This is a genomic window from Priestia sp. HNGD-A6 (assembly GCF_045784335.1).
Taxonomy (GTDB): Bacteria; Bacillota; Bacilli; order Bacillales; family Bacillaceae_H; genus Priestia; species Priestia zanthoxyli.
In genome coordinates this window covers 4,449,054-4,470,567 of sequence record NZ_CP138621.1, presented here as the reverse complement: position 1 = coordinate 4,470,567, position 21,514 = coordinate 4,449,054, and the positions used below count along the sequence as shown (strand labels likewise).

The following is a 21,514-nucleotide window of genomic DNA, read 5'->3' as shown; positions in this document are numbered from 1 at the left end:
TAAAGACCGCGGACAAAAAGGCAAATGGTATCAACCGTTTTGACAAAAGCATAGGATGAAAAGAAAAATGAAACGAGAAAAGGAGAATGAGTATGCACTATGCACCTTATTATCATCAGTGGCAGACCCCAGTGTACTACGGCTGGCAGCCATATAGTTATTATGTGCCGAATCACTATCACACCAGCGAACAGTTTCAGCAAAGAAACGGTAAATTAAAGGACTACGGACCAAGGCCATTTGTGATTAACATTAATGAAGCGTCAAAGCAAAACAATACGTACCGCACTGCTTTATGGACGGGAACACATTTACAAGTGACGTTAATGAGTCTAAAGCCAGGTGAAGATATCGGCTTAGAAATCCACCCTAACGTTGATCAATTCCTGCGTATTGAACAAGGGCAAGGCGTTGTTCAAATGGGCAAAAGTAAAAACAATCTAACCTTTAAACGAAAAGTCTACGATGATGATGCGATATTTATCCCTGCCGGAACGTGGCATGATGTCACCAATATCGGTACCACTCCGCTAAAACTTTACTCCATCTACGCTCCTCCAAACCACCCATTCGGTACAGTTCATGTGACAAAAGCAAACGCTCTGGCTGAAGAACATTAAAAATAAGCAGAGCGTTATGCAGGATTGGAACGCTTTTTCAGGATCAATACTAAGTGAATAGACAGATGTTGACTAAAGAAGCCCGCTAGAAAATCGGTGTACGACCTTTTCTAGCGGGCTTTTTTTAACTTGCTATACATAAAGGATTTTATAGCCAAAGAAAGAATTATAGAATAAACGAACCTTTTTAAACAGCTTAAAATAACTGAAAGGCAAACGGGCGATGAAATTATTTTATAAAATTCCTAAATCAAACGTACATCCTTCCCTTAAACTAGCAAGAAAAGTTCTATATATATCGGTAGAAGCAGTCATTATGACCATGCTTGTGATTAAATCTTTTACTGTGGCTTATGAAAACGACATAAATTTAATTCTCAGACAGCTAAATGAACTAAAAGCTTCGATTGGCGGATTTGGCATAAACGAAGCTCTATTTTGGTTTATGATAAAATGCAGTATTTGTACCATCGTTACATTTGATATTTGCTTATATTTTCGAAAAAAGCTAAAAAGAAACAAAAGAGGTTTATGATTTATACGCTAAAGCTGTTACATCGGACCGCTGTTAATTTCCGTACAAGGCTTCGCTTTCCGCGGGCGGTCGATGAGCCTCCTCGTCGCTTGCGCTCCTGCGGGGTCTCACCTGTTCCGCTTTTCCCGCAGGAGTCTTCGCCTTGCCCTCCAATCAACAGCTAGAAGCATTTAAACACATGAAACCTACATTCAGCATATCAATAAAAAACCGAACAAGTTGGATTCACAATCAAGAATCAAACTCATTCGGACCTTCCTTCACCTAAAATACTTTTTCCCCGGCTTCATGTTTAATAGAAAAATAATAAAAGTAGAGGCATGTTACACCTCTACTTTCTGTTTAGAAATCTACATCGATATCTTCTTGAATAGTTCCGGTCACTTTTTCACTTTTAATTAATTGACCTTCTTTAAATGTTTCTTCTTCATCCGTAACGGGTTTCAGCTGTTTATAAGAAGGAGCTGATGCAGAGCCAAGCTCTTTTTTAAGCAAGTGAATTTCTCCTAACAGCTCGGTTCTCAATGAATGAACTAACGATTGAAAATCTTCTTCGAGGCTGTCTTTCTGCCCGTTTTGTTCCACAAGCTTCGCTACATAATCCTGAAGTTCATTTGACTGCTTAGACTCATACTCCTCACGATTTGCAGCAAAACGTGAATTCATTTCTTGTTTTAGCAAGTCAATTTCGCCCAACAGCTCTTTTCGAAGTGAATGAACGAGCGACTCGACTTCATCTTTTTTATTCATTTTTTGCAAGTCTTGCTGTATGAGTCTCACTATATAGTCCTGCAGCTCGTTTGCCTGCTGTTTTTCTTTTAGAAATGAAGACACTTCTGACGGAATGTCAGCAGTTTCAATTGTAAAACTTGCATGTTCATCTCTATTACTTACGGTCTTTCCCCTTGCTCCCATCATATCTGCTGATAGATTCCCAGCTGTCAGAAACGCATTTGATAATAAGTAAAATGGTGCAGCCACCTGGGAGCTTAGCTGACCGTACCAATCGTCTAGTGCTTCCTTAAGGCGAGTGTGTTGATGACTCATGTATGCTCCCCCTTTTTAAGCGTGAACCGCTGCGTTTGTTTCATGTCTGCTTAAAATTTCAAGACCGTATAAATTTAACTTTCGTGTCTCCGGCAAGAAAAGATGGTTTTCTTCTCTGATTTCTTCCCCGTACATGTTATCAATCTGCTCTGCAATAAACTGTTGAAGGATAGGAGCCAGTCCTCCAATATAAATATATTTATAGACTTTATCTTTTGGCGATGGAAATAGATTTTCAACTTTTGTTAATAAAATTTGCGTGTATTCTCTAAGCGAAGCGTGAATAGGCTCCGTGAGATCGACTTTTTTCCCGCTGTTGCCGTCTCTTTGCTCCATTTTTGCTTTATGGATATTGGCAATAATAAATTCTTCTAATGAACGAACATCATCAAAATACTCAAGCAGCTTTTCATTTCTTAGCTTTTCAATATGCTTCAAATATGAAATATCCGTAAGACACTTCAACGAATTTCTGCTTTTAGGAGCTTGAAGCCCTGCAGGAAGCAGTGCCAGGTCAACCGTACCTCCGCCCAAATCTACAATTAGTGTTTCAAAATGTTTGAATGCATTTGCTTCTTCTCTATCTTGTAATTCAAAATCTTTTTTGATCGCCCAGCGAGCCACTTCGCTTTCAATACGGCATTTGCTCGTTTCAATGTTCACAGTGACCGTTTTTTCTAACCCAGGAGTCAATACCGTTACTGTATGCTCTCCTTGAAAACGTTCGGCCATCTTCTGCTGCATTTCACTGAATTTATTTGTTTTCTTAAGCAGCCAAATCGGAAGCATAGTCGAGAAAAAATTAATCGTCACACGATTATCCTCTTTGTCTTTTCCTTTAAGTATGTTGTAATAAGCAACTGAAGCTAAAAACATCACATAAGGAATATCAGATTCAGTTTTATTATGTAACTTATTAATATGGATATTGCCTAGCACGTGTTTCTCTGCGGCGTCTCCTACTAAATAATACTTTTCAACCCCTTCAATTGTGGTAGAAATCAGTAAATTTTGAAGAAGTAATTCCGGTTCATTTACACTTGAAGGAAAATGACCCTCTGCCTGATCTTTTGTGATTTCTACTACGTTTGTAGGAATTTCATAGTAATAACCATCCACTAGCGTTTGAAAAATTGAGTTACCAAAATCAACGTTTTGACGTTTGATATCCATCCTTGTTTCTCCCCTTTATCTTTTCGTGACAACACTAATAAGTATATATTTTCCTCATTTGTTTGTCTAAGTATTTAAATAATTTATGTTATTCGAAATTGACAATTAATTAATTTTAGACGGCTACTGTAATTGAAAAGCGCTTGAAATGCTTCTTTTTACCAGTACCCCTTTTTACAAAGAATGTAACATGTGAAGCCGTGACTTCCTCTTAAATTTTTCGTAATATAAGCCTTTCTTTTATTTTTTAGAGACACGAGAAAACGAAGAGATGGAAACATAACTGAATCAACCCAATCGAAAGACGAACAAATGAGATAAATGAGTTGGACTGCTTTTTACACCGCTGATGATTTCCGTGCAGGACTTCGCTTTCCGCGGGCGGCCGGTGAGCCTCCTCGTCGCTTATGCTCCTGCGGGGTCTCACCTGTTCTGCTTTTCCCGCAGGAGTCTTCGTCTTGCTCTCCAATCACCAGCTAGAAGCAGTTACATACATGAAACCTACGTTCACCATAACAACAACCATAACAACAAAAAAACCCGAACCATCAATTAAATTAATGGTTCGGATTTAACTTCAACTAACATACTTTGTCTAAGCCTCTTACTTTTTTTATTTATTGAAAAGGCCATTTGTTTGGTTTTCTTTGCGGATTTTCTGGCAGTTTACTGAAGCCTATTTCTTCAAGACCTTTTTCTAACGTCGCTCTTGTTTTGATTGTTCCAAAATCGACGCCTAAATCAACAACGGTTTGCGCAATTTCCGGACGTATTCCGGTAATCATCGTTTTAGTGCCGATAAGCTGTAAAGCTTTTACAATTTGAAAAATATTGTCCGCTACCATCGTATCGACGATCAGAACACCTGAAATATCAAATATTAAATACCTCAGCTGCAGCTGAGCACTTTTTTCTAAGGCTGTTTCCATAATAAGCTGCGAACGATGCGTATCAATTTGTCCAACGATTGGCATCACAGCGATTCCTTCAGAAAGAGGAACGATGGGAACTGATAATTCTTCTAGCGCTGCATAAGCGCGTTTTATGGTTTCGGTATTATGTTCTTCGTAAATTTCGACAAATATATGATTAAGCTGATCAAGCATCGGATCAATTTTTTTACTTACATCAAGCATCGTAATAGGAGCAAACTGCTTCTGCTGCAGCTCTTCTGTAAAAACACCCCATATCACTGTTCGAAACAGCGCGAGTGATTTTAACGTTTGACTCAACGAAAGTCCGTTTTCCACAGCCACTTTTCCTATATCTGTACCCCACTGAATGATTTTCTTTAAAACGACCGAGTGCTCTTCGAATAACGACTCGCCTAAATACTCAATGAGTTCTGCTCTCCATTTTAAAACTTCGCTTTCTTCATGGTAAACAAGCTTCCGCTTATATTCAGAGTCCATCAGATCAGAAAATTGTATCGCTAATTCCTGTTTATTATCGATAATTTTCTTCCCAATATATAACAACTCATCCCTCATTTTTTTCTTTATCTCCTTTAGTTAGCAGAATTAACGATTACATTTTATAACAATAGTTATGTCACAGACAATATAAAAATATAACCGAAATGAAAAAATTGTTAAGCCCTCCCTATTTGCTCTTCCCTACTCTTCTAATCGGTATAACGACCATAAAAATGATTGAGATTTCAGCGTTTGGGTAAAAACCTATTAAGAAATTATTTCTATACTTATAAGGGGGATTTATCAATGAGCAAACATAAAGGAACCGTTAAATCGTTCAACGAATCAAAAAGATCTGGATTTATCACAACCGAGGACGGATCAAAAGAAGTGTTCGTTCACTCCAATGCGATCGACCGTGAGGAATATAAAAACCTGTCAGAAGGACAAAAAGTAGAGTTTGAAATCCAAGAAGGAGCTAAAGGACCCAGCGCTATAAAAGTACATCCAGTTGACTGATAAAGTGACAATTACATACAGGTTATGGGTAGACTGTCCAATGGAATACTCTTCGAATACAAAAACACCTCTTCGACTTTTGTGCGAAAGAGGTGTTTTTTATGTTGTTTACATAAATTTATATAAGCGGTATCTACCTCACTCACGCTTGCTTCGCTAACTTTTCCGTTACGCTGCCAAGCTCTTCAACTAACTCACTTAAAAATTCCGCCGTTTGGTCGATAGTCTGCAGTGATTGCAGCTGACGCACGGAAGCGGAAGAAATACTGCTGCTGCTTGCGGCTGATTGGTTCGCAAAAGAGGTCATCTCGCTGACGGCATGGAGCACCTGCGTAGATCCCGCTGCTATTTGCTGTGCGGAAGCAGCCGTTTGCTGAATTTGTTCATGAACATACGTAGATGCGTCGGCGATTCGATTAAAAACATTTTCCGCTTCGTTGGCTAGTAAAATACCGTTTTTTACATCAGCAGTTCCTGATTGAATAAATGCTACGGCTTGAGACGTTTCTTGCTGAATATGCTGAATGAGTCTTGCTACTTGTTAGGCTGACTGATTGGATTGTTCTGCAAGTTTGCGAACTTCCGCTGCTACGACCGCAAACCCTTTACCATTTTCGCCTGCGCGCGCTGCTTCAATTGCAGCATTTAGCGCCAGTAGATTTGTTTGTGCAGCAATGCCTGAAATCACACTCATAATATCGTTGATTTCTGCAGAACGTTCTTTTAACTGATGAATAACGCTAGCTGCATGCTGAACAGAAGAATCGATTGTATGAATTTGTTGAATGGCTTCTTGAATTTTTTCTTTTCCCTGCACGGCTTCATTTGCTGTTTGATCAGAAGCTTCGCTGACTGCCGCTGAAGCCTCGGCTATTTTGGTTACGCCTTGCGTCATCTCTTCTAGAAACTCACTGCTTTTTTGAGCCATTATTACCTGCTGGTCCGCTCCTGCGGCTAGTTCTTGCATTGAAGCCGTCGTATGATGACTCGCTGCTTGCGATTCTTCTAAGCTTTCCTTTAAGTCAGCAACCGTTTGTCTTACCTGACCATTCGTTTCATGCAGCTTTTTCATCATGTCATAAATAATATGCTGCTTTTGTTTATTTTGCTGCTGAAGCTGTTCTGTGTATTTTTTCTTTGAAGTAATTTGCCAAGCGGTTGCCCCTGATGTAAAAATCAGATAAGCGGCGTGAAGGCAAAGCATCGAAAAGGAATAAGAAGACGTTCCGAAAATAATCGGTGTAAAAAATGGCACGAAAAATCCCACTAGATGCTCGACGACAAAAATACCCGTCATTAACAATAATAGCTTTACATTTTCATAGTAGGAAAGAATGGCTATCACCATAAAAATTGAAAAGTGATACTCAACCATTCCTCCTCCGCCTATAACCGTGCTGATGCTTGAAAACGTGAGCGTTAGCGTCACAAACGCAGGTACTAGCTCATGCTTTTTAACATACAGTACAAGCAGCACACCAAGAAAAACAATAGGAAGCATCAAAAAGATCAATGACACTTCGCCTGGCGCTGAATTATGTTCCATCGACATGCCGGACATCTCCATCGGCCAAATACGATGAATGATATGTATGAGCAGAGAAAGTATCACTGCTCCGCTTGATAAAACAACCATTAACTTATGTTTATTCATATTTATCCCTTTCTATATTAGACAGTACTTTCTTTATCTATAGAATCGGCTACAGATTGGTTTTTTTTATAGAAATTTACGTTATTTTTCCCCTGTCGTTTTCCTTCGTACAGCGCTTGATCCGCCTGTTTTAACAGCTCTTGAAACGATTCTCCGTTTTCTGGATAATAAGCGGCTCCAATGGTCGATGTAGCTGTAAAGATGCAGGATTCAATACTCCATTCTTTTTGAAGCTCTCGGTGAATTCGTTCCATGATCTGCTGGATTTCCTCGCTCCTTTCAATGTGCCGAAGCAAAATAACAAATTCATCCCCTCCGAGGCGATACACTTCGTCACATGTACGAATGCAAGACGTTAAGCGATGTGCGTACTGGATTAAAAATGCATCGCCAATATCATGACCAAATTGATCGTTCACTTCTTTAAAATTATCACAGTCTAAAAACAGCAGGCCAAATCTTTCCTTTTGCTCGATCGCAGCCTGCACTTGTTTTTGCAGCATCATTCGATTCGGCACCCCCGTCAAACTGTCATGAAACGCCTTAAACTTCAGCTGATTTTCTAGTTTTTTTTGCGCAGTAATATCAGTTTGAATCAGCACGTAGCTTGAGATTCGGTGATGAATATCGGTCAGCGGAACAATGGTCTTATGGCTCCACACGATAACGCCTTCTTTTGTTATGCTTTTGACTTGCCCTCTCCAAACCTTTCCTTGGCCAATACTTTCAAGAACCCGAAGATCATAGCTTACATCAAATAACTTGTATGATTGTCCGATTAGCTCTTCTTTTTCATAGCCAAATATCGTACAGAACATATCATTGACATACCTAATCGTTCCATATGGATCCAGGACGCTTACGATTGCGGACTCATCAAGGGCATACTTCATGTTTGCTAAATCTTTCACCGTGTTTTCCAGCTTTATTTCAGCTGTCTTTTCCTTTGTAACGTCCTGAGCAATCAAGTAAATACCCATCCATTCATTTTCCACAATTATGGGCACGTTTGTAACATATAAATAAATCATTCCTTTTTCTTTGTGCCACGCTTGGATTTCTTTGCTGTAGCTTTGGTCGTATATGATGTGATGCAGAGGCAAAGCACGAACATCAATCTTCAGCTCTTCTAGAAGCTGCATGTAAGAACTATTGATGATCTCTTGCGTATCGTAGCCGAACATTTGCTCACAGGCAGGATTTGCTTGAACAATTTTACCGCTTAGATCCATCATACATATGGCGTTTTCATGGTTCATAAAAAGCGACTTATACCGCTCCATACTTTGGGCTAAATCTTTTTTTAACTTTTGGATATTTTTACTCATCACTAATAGGTGCGTACTATTGTCGGTATCATTAAAAATGGGGGTAAGCGTTGTTTCAAACGCTTCAGCTTCATCTGAGAAGGTATTTATGTCATGGTAGGTAACTGGCTTTTTTGTTTCCACCGCTTTTATATAGTAAGGGTAAAGAGAGTGATACGCCCGCTCAGAGAGTACGCTTTCTAGCCGCATGCCCACTTCTCCTTGGTACCGTACAAGCTTAGCAGCCGCTTTATTCATTTTTTTATAATAAAGATGTTGGTTCTTTACTTCCGCCAAAAAAACCAGCTCATTCATTTGATCAAAATAAAATTCAAACATATGATCTTTCAACATGATAGGATGCATCTCCTTCGTTTTTTCACAGATGAACGCCCCCTGTACTTTACACTTCTGTATGAAATACACACTAGATCTTTTCACACACAAACTCAACTTTAAATGTACAAACAGTAGTTCTTTTGTATCATTACCTACCCTCCTTCACAAGAAGGGTAAACATGATGAACAAAAATAAAAGAAATTGAGGCATAACAAACCACTAGAAGCACCTACATACATGAAAGCTATCTTTACCACAACAATAAAAAGATCCGAACGCGTTTGATTCTAAATCAAACGCGTTCGGATCTTCCGTCAACTAAGCTACTTTTATTCCAGCCTCTTTTTTAAACCTATTTAATTCCGTAATATTCTTCAAGAGTAATGCCTTTACTCTTAATCGCCTGCGCCACTGGTTTGCCTACATAGCGCAAATGCCACGGCTCATATTTATAGCCCGTTACCGCGTCTTTCCCTTTTGGATAGCGAATAATAAATCCGTATTCTGCTGCGTGGGCATCGAGCCAACCTGCTTCTTTTGTTCCGCCAAAGCAGTCTTGAGCAGCACATGTGCCGTCTCCTTTTGTTACATCAATTCCAAGACCTGTTTCATGTTCACTCGTGCCTGGCAGTGCGCTATAAGTTGCCGCTTTATCATAACCGTCTCGTTGAACATACGAACTAAAAAGCGCGCTTTGCGTTGCATGTGAACGGTAAGCTGATACGCCAAGAAGCGTAACGCCTTGTTTTTTCGCACCCGCAAATAACTGTGCAATAGCAGCGGCTGCTTCACTGCGCATTTTTTTCTTTTCCGTTTGTTCTTTGAATGTAAACGGAATCGTTGTATATACTAAATCTTTCGGAACGTAGTTTTCCGGAAGCTTGTTTTGTTTATTCACAACAACTTGTATACTTTCAGGGTTCGAAACCACTTTCATCCCAGCTAATGCTCGTACGTATTGACCGCTTACATAGCCAACCTTCCCTTGATACGTAATTTTTAGCCAGCCGTTTGCTGCTTTAGCCGTTACGTCGAGCTGTGTGCCGGCTTTCAGTGTTGCCATAACCGCACCAGAAGTTGAAGCAGCTGTTCGAACATTTAAATTCGCCGTTGCCACATAGACAGAAGCCTCTGGAGCTGGAGCCGGTTCAGAAGAACCCGTTGATTCTTTTACGTACTGCGTGCTCACGTAACCCGTTTTGCCTTGATAGCTTACTTTTAGCCAGCCGTTCGCTGCTTGTGCTGTCGACGTTAGCTGCGTGCCTTGTTTGACCATTACAACAATCGTGCTTGACGTCGATGGAGCGCTTCGAATATTTAAATTTGCCGTTGTTACATAAGTTTTAGTCGTTGAACTCCCTGACTTTTTAACATACTCACTGCTTACGTAGCCCGTTTTGCCTTGATAGCTTACTTTCAGCCAGCCGCTTGCTGCTTGTCCAACTACCGTTAGCTGTGTGCCTTGTTTAACTGTCGCAATAATCGCGTTGGAAGTCGATGGACCGCTTCGAATATTTAAATTCGCCGTGGTTGTATAGGTTTCCGCTGCTGCGCTTGCGACAGTTGGCTCACCCGTAAAATGTAAGGAATGAAGACCTAGAGTTCCAGCTCCTACAAGTGTAAAAGCAAGACCTGTTACCGCTAATTTTTTGTAAAATCTTTGTTTGTTCACTTCTGTCATTTTTTATACCTCATTTGCAAAATATAATAGAAATACATGTTGCCAGTTTAATAGATTAAGTGAAAACAGGATCCGATGTTTAAGCTCAATCTTAAACTAGCCACACTAAATAAAATCATTTGACGTCTAGAGGCTCTGTACATTTGTTCGTTCCAGCTAGCACGTACTTTTAGAATACCGGATAATCGTGTCAAAAGTATATCAAAATATTTCAAACTTGTTTCCAAACTGATACATTTTCAACAAAAATAGAATAATAGAGCAAAAACAGCAAAAAAACCCTTACGTTTACTACCAATGGCTTAGGGTAAAAAACAATTAAAAACAAAGATTGAGATGGTGATAAAATGAACCCGGCAACGGATTTTTCCTCAACTGCGTTTCGAAAACCTCACACATTAAAACAGCATATTTTTGATACGCTTCATTTCTACTACCCCGCTTGTATTGACCAAAAAAACGGCGGGTATATCCATGAATACTACGACGACGGCACCGTCAACAACACGCATTCAAAGCACTTAGTAAGTACGGCGCGCTTTATTTATATCTTCAGTGTAGGGGCTCTTTTAGACGGACCGGATTGGTGCAAAGAAGCAGCTCAGCACGGCATTCGTTTTCTACAAAACAACCATTATGATAGAGAGAACGGCGGGTATTTTTTTGAAATAGCCGATGACGGAGAAGTCAAAGATGATTCTAAACAAGCATATGGCCACGCTTTTGCTCTTTTAGCTTCTTCCATCGCGTGCCAAGCCGGCATTTTAGAAGCAAAAGAAACAATTGAACAGGTCTATGACGTGATGGAAAAGTACTTTTGGGAAGATGCGCACGGCTTTTACCGAGACGAATGGGACGCATCGTGGTCAGCTTCTTCTTTATATCGCGGCCAAAATGCAAACATGCATATGTGTGAAGCGATGCTTTCTGCCTTTGAAGCAACAAGAGATAAAAAATACGTAGACCGGGCATACGCGCTTGCAAAAGGCGTTACTCAGCAGCTTGCTGAACGATCTGGCGGCATGATTTGGGAGCATTATGATACAGACTGGCAGCCGGATTGGGACTACAATAAAAACAATACAAAAGATGAATTTCGTCCGTACGGCTTTATACCAGGACATCAGTTTGAATGGAGCAAGCTGCTTTTATGGCTTGATCGGCACCGTTCGGAAAACTGGATGACAGAACGTGCAAAGTATTTGTTTGATAAGGGATGGAACAGAGGCTGGGATGCTAAGTACGGAGGTCTTTACTTTGCGCTGTCTCCTCAAGAAGAGGTCATTGACCCCGATAAAAACTACTGGGTGATGGCCGAAGCCATTTCTGCGGCTTCACTGCTCGGGGTAAAAACCGGAGACAGCGGATATTGGAAAGCATACGACGCCCTGTTCTCTTACTGTCAGAAACACTTTATCGATCACACATATGGAGGCTGGTATCAGCTGTTAAATCAACAAAACGAACGCTATAACTCGAAAAAAAGCCCGGCTCCTAAAGCCGATTATCACCCTGTGGCTGCTTGCTATCAAACGCTGATAGCACTGAATTCTCTCTAAGATCATAATCATAAAGAAACCGTTTTCTTCCAGATGCGTTTATTTTGTTTATTTAAGGGAATTTACTTACTAACAATCAATGTTTCTACATTTCAGCAAAAGCACGACTATATATATGTAAGGAGTGAGGGCGATGTATTTTTACGCGTTAGCACAAGGAACAGATTCTGGAGATCCAGTAACACTGCATCATGAGAAAAAATTTTCAAAAAAAGAATTTTTAGAGATGTTTAATGAAGCGTTAGATGAGCTTGATACGCATCCAGCTCCAAGCGAGGTCGGCGAATACCTTTGCCGTGCATACGGATTTCAAGAAATTGAAATCGAGACGGGTGTTGTCTGCTACTGCGCTCCTTTTAGAAAGCTAGACGACTCGGATATTATAGAAGACCGCACGTACATGGACGCCACGACAGGAACATTAAAATACAACTAATCAAAAAGAAAGGTTGGATGCGTGTGAAGACCGTACAGAACATTTATCGAACGAGTGAAGCTGTACCAGAATCGGGCGCTTACATTTGTGCGGAAGGTGAAATTAAACTCTTTCAAAAAGATGATCTTTTTACACCTTGCCCGCACACACGTGAATCAACGACGTGGAAGCCCGTAGATGACGCCTTTTCAACCGGAGAAGTGGTTCCGCAAACTGGGCGCTATACCGACGAAAACGGCAATCAAGTAAAGCTAAAAGAAAACGATTTATTCCCAAGATGCCTTCGTTCAGGTGAGCCTACGACGTGGAGGCGAGGATACCAAACAACAAAGAGGCTGAGATTTAGCCCAAGTGAAAAACGAACCACTCATTAATATATTTGATGAGTGGTTCGTTTTTTTGTGATGGTGAATATAGTTTGATCTGTTTTGTTCCTTCTAGCAGTCCAGCTCATGTATCTCATTTGTTCGTCTTTAGGTTGGATTCATTTAGTTATGTCTCAACCTCTTTTATTAAAGCTTATTTAAAAAATGAGTTCTTTTTTCTTCCTTTTAAGAGATCGCCCGTCCACCCTTTCATTCGTAAATAGAGATAAATGGCAATGGTCGAAAGCACAATTAAAATGAGTGCATAGATATAGCCAAACTTCAAATCAAGCTCCGGCATCCCTTTAAAGTTCATTCCCCAAAGGGCTCCAAAAGCCGTTAAAGGCGTACTGATGGCTGTCAGCAGCGTTAAAGCTTTCATAATCTCATTTCCTCTGTGAGTAGACACAACTTCTTCTAATTTAATTAACGCGTCAAATTCTTTTTGATATTGTTCAATTAGCGTGAGGCCAATTTCTATTTTTTTACACATCCGCTGATATTGAATCGTTTGGTTAATTTTTTTATGAAACGCTTCTTCGATTCCCATGGTAACTTCTCGAACAGAACTGATTAAATTTGTCCATATAAGCAGGTCATAGCGCGCTTTATGAATGTCATCTAACACGTCGATGTTATTATTATGGCGCACTTCCCACAGAAGCTCTCTGAAATGACTTTCAAACTGATCAAACCCATTTAAGTGCTTTTTCATAATTTCACCTAAAAGAATAAAAAAACTTTCCGCCGTATTAGCAGACTGCTTCATGCGTTCAATCATTCGTTCATGGTTGGTTTGTTCGAGGATTTTCAAATCCAGTCCCGCGGTTATAATAAACTCCTCGGTAATATAAAAATGAAACGAATCGTAATCCCTTTGATCAAATGACTTCTTATGATAAATGAGTGAACCATAAATGAGCTCACTTTCTCCTATTACATCTACTTGAATATGATTAGAGTTTTTCTTTTGAAGCTGATGGCAAAACCATTCATCTCTTGGATACTGATAGTCTTTGATTATATCAGCTATTCCATCGGCTTCTTCTAAATCAAACTGATACCATTTCCACTGATCGCTCGTCACGGTATTCATACTTTCCCTCTTTCCCCTTTTATTAAAATTTTTCCCTATATACAATCACTTAAAACCTCACACGCAAAATAAACATACATTTCATATCCATCTTTATAAAAAAGATGCTATAATAAATACGTTGCGCACCTGCGCATGTTTTATCAGTTTGAGAGGAGAATAACAGTGAAGAAAGATATCGCTTTACGTTCTTATCTGCTAGAAAGCGCACCAACTATGACGGAAGAATGGTATGAATCTTTGGATAAAACATCTTCTGAAGGCGTATATACCTCTAATGACCCTGACGTCATTCAACGCTTAAAAGCGCAAAACTATGAATTTCATTTATATATTAGCAACGTCTTTATAGAAGATGAAAAAAGCTTTTTTGAATCTTTTAACACGTGGCTAAATAAAGTTGCCAAAGACCAACAGCATCTCAGAACCCCCATTCAAAGTATTATTAAAGAATTTATGAACGTCCGCAAACAATACTGCGAGTATATTCGCCGATTTGCAGAACTTCATGATGACATCACTCAGCAGCATATCGATATGTGGAATGAAAAAGTAGTACGGGTATTTGATATTATTATTTTGAAATTCATCACAGAAGCGCAGGAATATGCCTCAAACCGCCTTCGCTCTCAGCAGGAAATGATTCATGAATTAAGTTCACCTGTTATTGTGATTAAAAAAGACGTGGCTCTTTTACCATTAGTCGGCGATATTGATACGGCAAGAGCCAAAATGATCCTAGAAAGCACGTTAAAACAGTGTGCCGAGAAGCAAATCTCTCATTTGTATATTGATTTGTCAGGCGTGGTGATGATCGATACAATGGTCGCGCACGAGCTGTTTCAGCTGATAAATGCGCTTGATTTAATTGGCGTTAAATCGATTTTATCGGGCATTCGTCCTGAATTAGCTACTACTGCGATGCAGCTTGGTTTAAGTTTTGACCATATACGAATTAAATCGAATCTTGCTCAGGCATTAGAAGATGATTCAAAAATTGTCATTGCTTCTAATGCTCATTAATATAGAAACACAGATAAAAAAACAGCCCGAGAAGGCTGTTTTTTATTTTCGATGATGAATGTTTTCAGAACCCGATTCATCTTTTGTTTTCGTTTTATTTTTCTCTTCTTTTTGTTCAAGTCTTATATCTTCCATTGGCATAGGATCCACTGTTTCTTCTTCTTTAAAACGTTCAAACAACGTTTCGTCTTGATCTGTTACACGCTGCTCCGTTTCATCTCGTTTTTTTGGTGTATTTGAAATAGATCTTTTCTGGCGCTCTCCCATCGTTTTCTCCTCCTTTATAATAGGTGAAGCAATTATGTGTTCATGAAATCTCCGCCGTTGACATGAAGCGTTTGACCCGTCATATAAGATGAATCATTTGAAGCTAGCAGCACATAACAGCCCACGTGCTCCACAGGATGTCCAGGTCTGCCCATTGGTGTATCTGTACCGAATTCTCCTACTTTATCGCCTGAGAAAGTAGACGGAATAAGCGGTGTCCAGATTGGTCCCGGCGCTACGCCGTTCACGCGAATACCATCTTTGACAAGCGCTTGCGCCATACTACGCGTAAAGCCGTTGATTGCACCTTTTGTCGCCGTATAATCGATCAGCTGAGGATTCCCGCGGTAAGGATTAATGGACGTTGTATTAATGATGGCACTGCCTTTTCCTAAATAATCAAGCGCTTTTTTCGTAAAATAAAAGTATGAATAAAAGTTCGTTTTGAACGTTCGTTCAAGCTGTTCACTCGTAATTTCTTTGATGCTTTCTTTTGGATGCTGCTCTCCTGCATTGTTCACAAGGATATCAAGCTTTCCAAGCTCACTCACCGTTTTTTCTACCGCTTCGTTACAGAATGATTCGTCTCCTACGTCTCCTGCAATCAGCAAGCATCTTACACCTTCTTCTTCAATGCGGGCTTTTGTTTCCTCGGCGTCGCTATGTTCGTTTAAGTAAACGATGGCTACGTCCGCTCCTTCTTTCGCATAAGCAATGGATACAGCTCGTCCAATTCCGCTGTCTCCTCCGGTAACCAGCGCTACTTTTCCTTTTAATTTTCCTGTACCAATGTAATTGTCATCCTCATAAATAGGGAGAGGATTCATCTCACTTTCGATACCCGGCTGGCGGTCTTGCGTTTGCTCGGGCTGGCCTTGTGTTTGTTGATCTTGTAAATTCATTTTAATCTCCTCCTATTTTTGATGGAACTTTTTAGTATAGTCTAGGTTTAGCCTTCTGTTTTGAAGTTCAAACATCTTTTTTTGAAAATTTATGATGTTTCTATTCTCTTTTACTATCTGAGAAAATTCATAGAAAACAAGTTTAAAGTTGGAAACAAAGGCTACATGATGAGTAGAAGATGTATTTCGGAAATATCTTTTATCAGGAGGTTTGGTTCGTGTATGAAACACATTCAAGTAGCAGAAAACCAAGAGGAGGCAGTCTGCGTCATCCGTTCTTTTTTAAAGAAAGGATTTACAAGCAAAGAGATTTATCTGCTGGCCTACGATAAAGAATGGGCTCAGCATTTAACGGAGGCAACACATACAAAAAAGTACAGAATGGCAGAGCAAGGTATTTTTGAAACGGCGGTCAATATGCTTCTTTCAAGAGAAGATGAGCTTCTTTCAAAGATGGCTTCACTCGGCTTATCTAACAGGGAGGCAAACCGGTATATAGAAGAGATGAGACAAGGTCATGTCGTGGTTGTTGGCGCACAGAGTCAATTCATTCCCTACTAAAACAGCTGAAACGTTTTCTATTAGCTTATAAGGGTATTTAGTAAAATAAACCATTTTTTATCAAGAAAGGAAGTTATGATAATGTTAAACTACTTGGGCATTCAGATAGGCTCTCTTTACTTTCCTACTAGTATTCTTCTTATTACACTTCTTGTATTAGCCGGCTTTTTTATTTATTTCTTTTCTAGAAGAAGAAAAAACCGACAGCAGTCACGTGATCATAATGAAAAAGCGTGAAGCCAAGCTCCACGCTTTTTCATTATTTACGGGATTCTTTTTGCAAAGGCGATTTTTCAATGGAACGCGTAAACCGGTAAACATCAAGTTCTTGTCCTACTTCTGAAGGCAAATAACCAAACGTTGTGAAGCTGTCCACAGATTCTGGCTCAAGCGATAGAGACAATAAATTGTTTTGCGGCTGAGACGTTAAAAAGACGTAGCTTCCTTTTGGGAACGTCACCGTTTTTGACTTGACGATTGTTTGCACGTCCACATTTGGTTTATTTTCGTAGACTTCATTTTCAATGCGGCTGCTGACATTATACGCTTCTACTGAAAGAGCCGTTTCTTTCGTTAACTTGAAGCCTTTTACGCCTTGTCCCTTCAGTTTTTCTGCTAACTCTTCATGTCCCGGTTTTAAAAGGTAAGCAGTCGGACGTTCGCGGACAAGCGTCGGTGTTGCTTTCTTTGCACTGTAGTACGTCACAGGAATTTCTTTAACAGACGCGCTTTCTACATCGACCATTTCTAACGTAGAGTTTGGTATTTTTTTATTTTCACTGTTCACCACAATTGGATCATGATCATTTGCATTTTTTCCTTTTTTGACAAGCGCCGCTTTTTCTTTGGCAATCAGCGCTTTAATTTGTTTGGCGTGATTGGCTGTTTGTGTAATCAGCTTTTCTTGTGTAGCAATTTGCGCACTCACTCGCCGAGGAAAATCTTCTCGACCAATGCCGATTCCTCTGCTTTCGACTAAAAATGAAAACGATGGATACAAGCCTAGTGAGTTTCGCCCGATTCGCGGTTCAACTGAGCCTTCTTCTACTTCCAGCTGCCCTTGTTTATTCACTTGAGACGTATAGTATACTTCTCCTGAATATCCTTGCTTTTCAATGGCTGTAAGCGTACTGTTCACAAAAAGCTCATCCGACACGTCGCGAATGTTCTGCGGAATATTTAAGTTTCGACCGGACTGCAGTAAAATATCGTGATACTTCCACACGCCTTCTTTACCGATATTTTTAAATCCGCTGCTGTAAGGCGTATATTCATGAGCGTCGATGACGACTTCTGGTGAAAAACGGTTAAATTCAGCTCGTACGCTCTGTACTTCCGGGCTTTCAAGCTTTATGTAGTCGCGGTTTCCGTCTAAATTATTTGCTAGCTGACGTTTAAATGCATAAGATCCGTCAGGATTAATGCGCGGCACAATGACAATGTTGACTTTATTTAACACATCTTTTCCAAAGTCTTGTGTCAAACGCGTTGCAACGGCGAGTACGGATTCACCGCTTGCCGGTTCATTACCATGAATTTGACTTTGAAGCCAAATCGTTGGCTTTTTAGATGTCTTCCCATCGGCAAACTTCTTTTCCTTTGAAAAATATAGAGCCGGAATGTCTCGCCCTTGCTGTGATTTACCGATAATCTTTAGCTTTACGTACGGACTTTTACGAGCAAGCGTTTGAACATAGCTCATCATTTCTTCTTGAGTCGTAAATGCGTCTTGCCCTTTCAGAAATGCCGGCGTTGCTTCATCCACCTTTATTTCTGGATAAAGCGCTTTAATTTTTTCCGGCTGACTGTAGTCTTTTCCGTAGTAAGGCATCTCAGCTTGTACCGCAAGCGGCGACAACAATAATCCAATTGACAAAATCGCCGGCACGGCCGTTCGTTTTACAGTTTTTTTCATTCATTTACTCCTCCCCATCCCCTTGATTAGACATTTTAAATTTTTAAAATATTTAAAATGTTACATAAATAATTATACCGTTTAAGGAAATAACTTCAAGATAAGGGAGCTGAACCTTTTTGACTATTTTTAATGTATCAAATGAGTGCATTTATATAAAAAAAGGATTGAGACATAGCAGAATCAATTCAATCTGAAGACAAATAATCTGGATTAACAATTCGGACTTCTTGTTCAACCGCAGTTGATTTCCGTGCAAGGCTTCGCTTTCCGCGGGCGGCCGATGAGCCTCCTCGTCGCTTGCGCTCCTGCGGGGTCTCACCTGTCCCGCTTTTCCCGCAGGAGTCTTCACCTTACCCTCCAAGCAACAGCTAGAAGCAACTAAACAAATGAAATCTATGTTCACCCTAACAAAAAAACGAACCACTAATCAAACATGTTGATCAATGATTCATTTTTCCCTTCGGCTAAAATACATTTGGTCCAGCCTCTCTTTTATGTATGAACTGCTATAAACTTTAGCCCTTCATTGAGCCCCACTGTCCGTAATTTAGCTGCACATACTCCATGCAGCTATTGATCATCTCTTTACAGATTCTAACGTCTCTAAATCATATCGCCCAATTTCTTTGTTATTTCTTGTAATGACGAGCTTTCCATGCCTCGCCACCTTTTGGAGGTTTTTTAATTTCTGATCGGACGGAGCGAGAGGCATTTCTTTGTTTTTAACAGTCGCGCCCAGATCGTAGTGCACATCGACCTTTCCTTTTTTCATATAGTTAAACTCTTCAATAAAAACTCTCTCCATAAGGAAAGAGCTACTCTATCACAAAGTCCGCTTCTGCTTTTACTACTCCGTTTACAATAACAGAAAGCGTATGCGTACCGCTGTAATGTTTTCTTGTACTTAAATCTTTAAATGCATGCTTTTTTATGACGGTAAGCGTTTGGCCTGCTTTTGCTTGAACATTTTTTAGCATAAACACCTTTTGAGTGCGGTTTCCTTTTGCTTTTACGTAATGAATTCCATACTCTATGCGAAGCGGCATGGTTTTTTCCACGGATAGCTCAAATGAAAAGTCAATGCTATCACCGATTGTAATCGTATGTGGATGTAAGCCAAGACCTGTGACAATTACGCCTGGGTCATCTCCATAGCCAAAAAGAGACAGAGCTTCAGCATCTCCTTTTTTCAGCAGTGAACGGCACGCGTGTTTAACAATCCAGTCGGTTTTAGCGTCTTTTCCGTACCAGCTTTTCATCACATCAAGCATCCAATCTTTTTCTATGTACGAAATATCGTTTAAATGATTGGCTACGCTTTTGCGGACATAGAGCGATTCATCTCGTTTTAACTGCTCTAAAATCGGCAGCGTTTGTTTTGGATCCTGCTTTAACGCAGGTACTGATTGTCCCCACGGAAGTCTAGGTCGGCTCCCTTCGCTTGCTAATCTGCGAATATGATGGTTTTCATCTCCTGCCCACTCAATCATTTGTTCAAGCATTCGGTTTTTATCTTGAATTAAAAACGGACGCACCCCAAATTCTGATGTGGAAAACGGCGTAAAAAACGCGAGTGCTTTTATGGAAGCTTCCCAATCGTTTAATCCGTATAGTTCCACGTAATCTGGAAAAACCGTGCCTTGAAGCCCTCCTACCGTTGGAGCCGCTTTATATAAAATATGAAGCGCTTCTTCATAATCATCTGGCAGCACTTCATGCATGGAAAGCGTAATTCTTCTCATGCGCTCTTTCAGCGCTAAGTCTTCCCAGTCCTGTTGAAAAACCAGCTCATGAAACGCTTTTTGATCAAATGAGCTCATTTCACGTGAAAAAGTGTCGCTTAAGTGCGTAATCAACGCTTCATTAAATACGCTTTTACGTAACTCTTCAGCCATACCTATCCCTCTTTTCCAGGCAGTATTTTATCTTCCTTTGAATAAAGCGCCCGCTCGTACATGCCTTTTTTAAAAATTTGCATAAACAGCTGCTTGTTTTTGACTTCTTTGAATCCGTACTGACTGTACAAACCGTGAGCATCTTTTGTCGCTAGTAAAATTTTTCGTACGTGTTGAATCGGCTCATAGCGAATCATTTCTTGTACCAATGCTTTTCCAAGGCCGTTGCCTCGCGCGTGCGGAAGAATAAACACATCCGCCAAGTAAGCAAACGTCGCAAAATCTGAAATGATCCGTCCAAACCCTACTTGTTTATCGCACTCATCATAGACGCCAAAACAAACGGAATGTTCAATAGATGTTTGAACAAGATGAAGCGGAATTCCTTTTGCCCAGTATGATTCATGATGAAGGTACGAGTAGATAACATCTATATCAAGCTTTTCTTTATCTGTATGTATGGTAAACTGATGATTTTCTTTCATGCTGTATCCTCCTTGCTTCTCTATCATAGCACAAATGTTCGCCATAGAAAAAAGCCTTTTATAGAGAAAAGGCTTTTTTCGTTAGTATGATATTTTTTTAGAAACGGAAGGATTTTTTCGATAGCGTCTTCCCACTATGTAAATAAGCGGACTGCCAATAATCGTTGGCAAAAACCAATATGAAAGGGCCGGAAGTTTATTTAACAGCGGAATACTGTCTCCAATATTCACAAGCAGCGCGGTAAGCGCTCCGATATAAGACCCCAGCATCCCGCGAATATGATGCTGAAGCCAGCTCTTCCATTTTTGCTTGCGTGCTAAGTACCCGTATACCGCTAATCCGTATGAAAACACCGCAATATAAAATAAATAGGCAATTTCATTCCATTTCCAAATCGCTAACATGATAGCTGTAGCGGCTAGGGCTGCGTAAACACCGTGGTACACTTCTCCCCATTTGGTATGCCCTCCTTTTTTCTTAGCCGCTAGCATGGACACCGCTCCTGAAAGCAAACAAATCATTCCGAGTCCAATATGGATACTCAATATAACTTCAAATAAATCCAATACGCTCTCTCCTTTTACGTACTTCTCTCTTATATCTTCGGCTAGCGCACTTAGTTTTTAACAAAATATCCCTATTTCCTTTCCAACTCTTTACTTACATGATGCATATGCTTCACGTTAAAAAGCGCATACTAGCTGTAGAAAAGGAG

The 21,514-nt window shown here is 40.1% G+C and carries 24 protein-coding genes and 1 pseudogene; 9 read left to right on the top strand and 16 right to left on the bottom strand.

Annotated elements, in window-relative coordinates:
• Nucleotides 1–92 precede the first annotated feature (92 nt).
• Both SCI76_RS22990 and SCI76_RS22985 read left to right on the top strand, forming a co-directional pair.
• Nucleotides 93–620 carry a cupin domain-containing protein gene (locus SCI76_RS22990; protein ID WP_033580183.1) on the top strand — a complete coding sequence of 176 codons (528 nt, stop codon included), beginning with the start codon at nt 93–95 and terminating at the stop codon, nt 618–620.
• Nucleotides 621–843: 223 nt separating this feature from the next.
• The gene (locus SCI76_RS22985) at nt 844–1,155 is read left to right on the top strand and encodes a hypothetical protein (RefSeq protein ID WP_048019441.1); all 312 of its coding nucleotides are present in this window, start codon (nt 844–846) and stop codon (nt 1,153–1,155) included.
• A 1-nt stretch (nt 1,156) separates the two neighbouring features.
• Here the strand turns inward: SCI76_RS22985 and SCI76_RS22980 are convergent, their stop codons facing one another.
• The 5 genes from SCI76_RS22980 to SCI76_RS22960 form a co-directional block, all read right to left on the bottom strand.
• Nucleotides 1,157–1,312, bottom strand: a complete 156-nt coding sequence (locus tag SCI76_RS22980) for a hypothetical protein (RefSeq protein ID WP_165636103.1) — start codon at nt 1,310–1,312, stop codon at nt 1,157–1,159.
• Nucleotides 1,313–1,497: 185 nt separating this feature from the next.
• On the bottom strand, nt 1,498–2,202 hold the full coding sequence (locus SCI76_RS22975) for a hypothetical protein (RefSeq protein WP_407544449.1): 705 nt from the start codon (nt 2,200–2,202) through the stop codon (nt 1,498–1,500).
• Nucleotides 2,203–2,217: 15 nt separating this feature from the next.
• Nucleotides 2,218–3,375, bottom strand: a complete 1,158-nt coding sequence (locus SCI76_RS22970; protein WP_407544447.1) for a hypothetical protein — start codon at nt 3,373–3,375, stop codon at nt 2,218–2,220.
• 338 nt (nt 3,376–3,713) lie between these two features.
• Nucleotides 3,714–3,848 (bottom strand): hypothetical protein, encoded by a 135-nt coding sequence (locus SCI76_RS22965; RefSeq protein ID WP_407544445.1) that lies wholly within the window; start codon nt 3,846–3,848, stop codon nt 3,714–3,716.
• 144 nt (nt 3,849–3,992) lie between these two features.
• Nucleotides 3,993–4,865, bottom strand: a complete 873-nt coding sequence (locus tag SCI76_RS22960) for an STAS domain-containing protein (RefSeq protein WP_407544443.1) — start codon at nt 4,863–4,865, stop codon at nt 3,993–3,995.
• A 231-nt stretch (nt 4,866–5,096) separates the two neighbouring features.
• Here SCI76_RS22960 and SCI76_RS22955 point away from each other — a divergent pair, with 231 nt between their 5' ends.
• Nucleotides 5,097–5,309, top strand: a complete 213-nt coding sequence (locus tag SCI76_RS22955; protein WP_048019439.1) for a cold-shock protein — start codon at nt 5,097–5,099, stop codon at nt 5,307–5,309.
• 142 nt (nt 5,310–5,451) lie between these two features.
• Here the strand turns inward: SCI76_RS22955 and SCI76_RS22950 are convergent.
• The 3 genes and pseudogenes from SCI76_RS22950 to SCI76_RS22940 form a co-directional block, all read right to left on the bottom strand.
• Nucleotides 5,452–6,606, bottom strand: a pseudogene (locus SCI76_RS22950) (methyl-accepting chemotaxis protein).
• Between the two features lie 374 nt (nt 6,607–6,980).
• Complete coding sequence (locus tag SCI76_RS22945; protein ID WP_063247477.1) at nt 6,981–8,624, bottom strand: sensor domain-containing diguanylate cyclase; 1,644 nt, start codon at nt 8,622–8,624, stop codon at nt 6,981–6,983.
• A 338-nt stretch (nt 8,625–8,962) separates the two neighbouring features.
• Nucleotides 8,963–10,291, bottom strand: coding sequence for an SH3 domain-containing protein (locus tag SCI76_RS22940; RefSeq protein WP_407544440.1), 1,329 nt, complete (start codon nt 10,289–10,291; stop codon nt 8,963–8,965).
• Nucleotides 10,292–10,638: 347 nt separating this feature from the next.
• Between SCI76_RS22940 and SCI76_RS22935 the strand changes: the two genes are divergently transcribed.
• From SCI76_RS22935 to SCI76_RS22925, 3 genes are all read left to right on the top strand, one after another.
• Nucleotides 10,639–11,850 carry an AGE family epimerase/isomerase gene (locus SCI76_RS22935; protein WP_168761076.1) on the top strand — a complete coding sequence of 404 codons (1,212 nt, stop codon included), beginning with the start codon at nt 10,639–10,641 and terminating at the stop codon, nt 11,848–11,850.
• A gap of 133 nt (nt 11,851–11,983) precedes the next feature.
• On the top strand, nt 11,984–12,286 hold the full coding sequence (locus SCI76_RS22930; protein WP_048019436.1) for a hypothetical protein: 303 nt from the start codon (nt 11,984–11,986) through the stop codon (nt 12,284–12,286).
• Between the two features lie 23 nt (nt 12,287–12,309).
• Entirely contained in the window at nt 12,310–12,660 is a 351-nt protein-coding gene (locus tag SCI76_RS22925) for a hypothetical protein (protein ID WP_407544438.1), read from the top strand.
• A gap of 145 nt (nt 12,661–12,805) precedes the next feature.
• Here the strand turns inward: SCI76_RS22925 and SCI76_RS22920 are convergent, their stop codons facing one another.
• Nucleotides 12,806–13,747, bottom strand: coding sequence for a magnesium transporter CorA family protein (locus SCI76_RS22920; RefSeq protein ID WP_048019434.1), 942 nt, complete (start codon nt 13,745–13,747; stop codon nt 12,806–12,808).
• A 165-nt stretch (nt 13,748–13,912) separates the two neighbouring features.
• On the opposite strand from SCI76_RS22920, the gene SCI76_RS22915 reads away from it, so the two are divergent.
• Complete coding sequence (locus SCI76_RS22915; RefSeq protein WP_048019433.1) at nt 13,913–14,770, top strand: STAS domain-containing protein; 858 nt, start codon at nt 13,913–13,915, stop codon at nt 14,768–14,770.
• Nucleotides 14,771–14,812: 42 nt separating this feature from the next.
• On the opposite strand, the gene SCI76_RS22910 is transcribed toward SCI76_RS22915, so the two are convergent.
• Nucleotides 14,813–15,037: a hypothetical protein gene (locus tag SCI76_RS22910; protein WP_028414694.1), complete on the bottom strand. Its 225-nt coding sequence runs from the start codon at nt 15,035–15,037 to the stop codon at nt 14,813–14,815.
• A gap of 32 nt (nt 15,038–15,069) precedes the next feature.
• The gene (locus SCI76_RS22905; protein ID WP_047750323.1) at nt 15,070–15,939 is read right to left on the bottom strand and encodes an SDR family oxidoreductase; all 870 of its coding nucleotides are present in this window, start codon (nt 15,937–15,939) and stop codon (nt 15,070–15,072) included.
• A 222-nt stretch (nt 15,940–16,161) separates the two neighbouring features.
• Here SCI76_RS22905 and SCI76_RS22900 point away from each other — a divergent pair, with 222 nt between their 5' ends.
• Nucleotides 16,162–16,500 (top strand): general stress protein, encoded by a 339-nt coding sequence (locus SCI76_RS22900; protein WP_063247478.1) that lies wholly within the window; start codon nt 16,162–16,164, stop codon nt 16,498–16,500.
• 81 nt (nt 16,501–16,581) lie between these two features.
• The gene (locus SCI76_RS22895) at nt 16,582–16,737 is read left to right on the top strand and encodes an intracellular growth attenuator family protein (RefSeq protein ID WP_141483553.1); all 156 of its coding nucleotides are present in this window, start codon (nt 16,582–16,584) and stop codon (nt 16,735–16,737) included.
• Between the two features lie 22 nt (nt 16,738–16,759).
• On the opposite strand, the gene SCI76_RS22890 is transcribed toward SCI76_RS22895, so the two are convergent.
• From SCI76_RS22890 to SCI76_RS22870, 5 genes are all read right to left on the bottom strand, one after another.
• Nucleotides 16,760–18,415, bottom strand: a complete 1,656-nt coding sequence (locus SCI76_RS22890; RefSeq protein ID WP_255902008.1) for a M14 family metallopeptidase — start codon at nt 18,413–18,415, stop codon at nt 16,760–16,762.
• Nucleotides 18,416–18,995: 580 nt separating this feature from the next.
• Complete coding sequence (locus SCI76_RS22885; protein WP_394532079.1) at nt 18,996–19,190, bottom strand: hypothetical protein; 195 nt, start codon at nt 19,188–19,190, stop codon at nt 18,996–18,998.
• 43 nt (nt 19,191–19,233) lie between these two features.
• The gene (locus tag SCI76_RS22880; RefSeq protein WP_221832358.1) at nt 19,234–20,313 is read right to left on the bottom strand and encodes a DNA alkylation repair protein; all 1,080 of its coding nucleotides are present in this window, start codon (nt 20,311–20,313) and stop codon (nt 19,234–19,236) included.
• 2 nt (nt 20,314–20,315) lie between these two features.
• Complete coding sequence (locus SCI76_RS22875) at nt 20,316–20,798, bottom strand: GNAT family N-acetyltransferase (protein WP_063247481.1); 483 nt, start codon at nt 20,796–20,798, stop codon at nt 20,316–20,318.
• 81 nt (nt 20,799–20,879) lie between these two features.
• Nucleotides 20,880–21,365, bottom strand: coding sequence for a DUF2306 domain-containing protein (locus SCI76_RS22870; RefSeq protein WP_221832355.1), 486 nt, complete (start codon nt 21,363–21,365; stop codon nt 20,880–20,882).
• Nucleotides 21,366–21,514: the final 149 nt, after the last annotated feature.